Raw genomic sequence first — 3,495 nt, forward strand, 5'->3', positions numbered from 1 at the left:
TCGGTTCCTCGCTCATCTTTTGGAAGCTTTATATATAAGGGCTTCCAACCCTTCGTGCGCCATCGTGTCGCACCCAAAACGGGAAAATTGTACGCTAAGGCTGAAACCCATATCACATAAGCATTTCAGCGATACTTATTTTCCTTAATCCGCAAAGGACGCAACTGGTCAAAACTGGTCGCCTGCTTCAAATTCCACACATAATCGCCAGTGAGATTGATATGCTCCCAACCCAACGGTGACAAATGTTGCAAATATTCTTCAGGAATATCCATCCCCTGTTTCTGCAAATAATCAACGGCTTTTTCTAAGTACACTGTATTCCACAGAACAATAGCAGCAATCACTAAATTTAACCCACTGGCCCGATAGAACTGGTCTTCATAAGAGCGATCGCGCAATTCCCCCAGCCGATTAAAAAACACCGCTCTTTTCAGAGTATGTTTCGCCTCACCCTTGTTTAGACCAGCCGTCGCCCGTCGCCGCAGTTCTGGACTCTGCAACCATTCCAAGGTAAACACAGTTCGCTCAATCCTTCCCAACTCCCGCAAAGCTAAAGCTAAACGATTCTGCCGAGGATAAGAAGCTAATTTCCTTAACATCAAAGAAGCAGTCACCGTCCCCGTCCGAATTGAACTAGCAAGGCGTAGAATCTCATCCCAAGACTCCTGAATCAATTTCACATTAATCCTGTCACCTAGTAGGGGTGCTAAAACCGAATCAGGGGAACTAGGTTCAAAAGTATACAATTTCTTATCAGGTAAATCTCGCATTCTGGGTGCAAATCTAAATCCCAGCAAATGGCACATCGCAAACACATGCTCGGTATAACCGCTTGTATCTGTATAATGCTCCTGAATCTGTAAATCACTCTCGTGATACAACAAACCATCCAAAACGTGTGTTGCATCCCTAATCGTGGCGTTAATTACCTTAACGTGAAATGGAGCATACTGGTCGGAAATATGCGTGTAAAAAATCACGCTTCTATCCTTACCATACTTGGCATTGATCTCTTCATTAAAACTGCGATGTCCACCTGCTTTAAACCGTTGGCCATCAGAAGAAGATGTTGTCCCATCACCCCAATAAGCAGCAAATGGGATCTGTGCATGAAAATTCACTACCTCAGCTAAAGCCTTGGAATAAGTTTCATCTCGAATATACCAATCCGCCACCCAAGCTAAACGCTCAAAAGACATTCCTTGAGTTGCGTCCGCCATCCGCGTTAAACCTAAATTAATACCATCAGCAAGCAAGGCACTTAACAAAACAACTTTATCAGCTACTTGTTCTCCCGAATGTAAATGCGTAAAATGTTTCGTAAATTGCGTCCAAGAATCAACTTCTACTAACAAATCAGTCAACTTAATTCTTGGCAGTAAACTATGAACTGTTCTGCTAAATCCATCAACCTCCTTTGGGACAGCATTGGTAAGAGGAGTGATAATTAACTGTTCGTTCTCTATCCTGACATCAACCAGTTTCTTTTCTGCCATTAAAGAAGAAACAAGCGCTAATTGTTCAGACAATTCAAGTGAGCGTTGTTCAATATAAGTAGTGAAATCCGTCGTTACTGCCACAGGTATCGTTTGAGAAGAACACATTGACTGCCATGAGCTATCTGCTAATAGATAATCCTCAAAATCTTGGAACTGCTTCGAGCCTGCTACCCAAATATCCCCAGAACGCAAGCCACTGCGTAATTCAGCTAAAGCACACATCTCATAGTAGTGACGGTCAATAGTATCGCCTTTAACTACGTGTTTTAACCAACGAGGTTTAACGAAACTAATATCCGCAGATTCCGGTACTTTTCGACCACCAGATATATTTAATTCTTTAATGACTGACAAAGCTTTTAGAATCGGTAAACTGGCTCCAGTAGCTTTAAATTCAAACGCTGACAACAATTTTGGTGTATACCTTCTCAATTGTGAATAACGATTATCAAGCAGTTCAAGATAATCAAAATCTGCGGGTCTGGCTAGTTTTTCAGCTTCGGCAACACTACTAATAAACTTTTCCCAATTTAAGACTGATTCAATCGCTTCATAAGCATCAATTGACTCATCTCTAGCAGCAATCAACGCCTTACCTACTTGAGCATATAATCGGACTTTCTCATTAATCGCTTTGCCATCGCGTTGAAATTTATCGCCGTGCTGATGCTCACTCTTGTTAAACAATTTACCCATCATTTTATCGTGCATTTCTATGGCATAATCGACTAATGACGTACTCCATTCAATGAGAAAAGCAACTAAAATAGCATAGCGTCTCAATTCATCCAACCTAGATAGGTGAGCAGGTGTAGACTTCGCGCCAGTTCTAGTAAATTGCAGTAGACGATTTTGGTGTACTCGTTTCAAGCATCCAGAGTCGAGATTGAGATGGCGAATAAACTCCAGTCGTTCCACCACTTTTAAAAAGTTCCTTGGATTAGCCTGACCTGGTGGTTGACGTAGCCAAATTAAATCAGTCAGTTTTTTATCAGGCTCTACAACTAATAACTTATCCAGCGCCATCTTTTGTAATGTTGTCAAACTTTTGGTCAACTCAAGACATACTAATTTTTGAGCGCGATGTCTGACCTCCCAGGCTAAACGTTCTACCGTAGAAATAGCTGGAATAATAATTTGCCGCAAGCGCATCTCATCAATCAACGCTCCTACAAGCGCCATCCCTTTATCTGACGATATTGCAAAAGGTAATAACCATTTTGAGAATTGCTTGTATGTAGATATATTAAAAGTATGAAATCCGAAATTATTTTGAATTTCTGCCAGATGTTCGCGTCGAGTTGTATCCCTTTGAGAATATTCGGTAATGATTGTCAGGTCAAGTTTTAATTGAGATGCAATATAAAACAGTACAGATTCTGGTACTATTTCTCCTAGACTCCAAACACGACCGGGGAAGCGTAGGTAAGATAACTGTACGGCGAAACCAAGACGATTGTGTGGTCTACGACGCTCTTTGATAACTTTGAGTTCGTCATTACTAAAAGTATAGTAGCGAGCTATATCTCTTGTCGTGATAGAATCGGGGATTTCAGTAAATTGAAGTCGTTGTGTCGGAGATAAAAGTTCGCGCGTTGCCAATTAGATACCTGGATATTCAGTTTTTAAGAAGTAGTTTGATTTTGTTTATAATTCGCGCCACAGTAAGGGCAGAATTTAAATTTCAATGACATAATTGGTTCATTGCAACTAACACAGCGATTCCGTAAAGCTGTGCCACAAGCAAAGCAATACTTCGACCGTAAATCTGTCCACATTTGGTCAGGGGTAGTTCCTGGAGTCCAACATTTAGGACAAAATTTTAACGTAGTTATTGTTTCTGGGGAGACTTTCTTCGCTGCCGCATCTAGGTACTCCGGTGGTATTCCCAACGCCGCAGCTAAACCGCCTTTAGCGAATGGCACTAAGAAAAGCGGAAACGCTTATCAATTAAGCAGTTTGCAATTGTTTGCATAATTCGTGCCGGGGTTTG

General features: G+C 41.3%; 3 protein-coding genes. 1 reads left to right on the plus strand and 2 read right to left on the minus strand.

What is annotated here, in order from left to right; translation table 11 throughout:
- Positions 1–125: 125 nt before the first annotated feature.
- Both RM347_RS35515 and RM347_RS35520 read right to left on the minus strand, forming a co-directional pair.
- Positions 126–3,104 carry a Tn3 family transposase gene (locus tag RM347_RS35515; RefSeq protein WP_322718826.1) on the minus strand — a complete coding sequence of 993 codons (2,979 nt, stop codon included), beginning with the start codon at positions 3,102–3,104 and terminating at the stop codon, positions 126–128.
- A 23-nt stretch (positions 3,105–3,127) separates the two neighbouring features.
- Entirely contained in the window at positions 3,128–3,280 is a 153-nt protein-coding gene (locus tag RM347_RS35520) for a zinc ribbon domain-containing protein (protein ID WP_260446077.1), read from the minus strand.
- Between RM347_RS35520 and RM347_RS35525 the strand changes: the two genes are divergently transcribed.
- Positions 3,207–3,479 carry a hypothetical protein gene (locus RM347_RS35525; protein WP_322718827.1) on the plus strand — a complete coding sequence of 91 codons (273 nt, stop codon included), beginning with the start codon at positions 3,207–3,209 and terminating at the stop codon, positions 3,477–3,479. The genes RM347_RS35520 and RM347_RS35525 overlap by 74 nt on opposite strands.
- The last annotated feature ends 16 nt before the right edge of the window (positions 3,480–3,495 follow it).

The sequence above is a fragment of the Nostoc sp. ChiQUE02 genome, assembly GCF_034531305.2.
Lineage (GTDB): Bacteria > Cyanobacteriota > Cyanobacteriia > Cyanobacteriales > Nostocaceae > Nostoc.

Coding starts and splice junctions, on each gene's coding strand:
- RM347_RS35520 (WP_260446077.1), bottom strand. CDS start 3,280: ATGTGGACAGATTTACGGTCGAAGTATTGCTTTGCTTGTGGCACAGCT.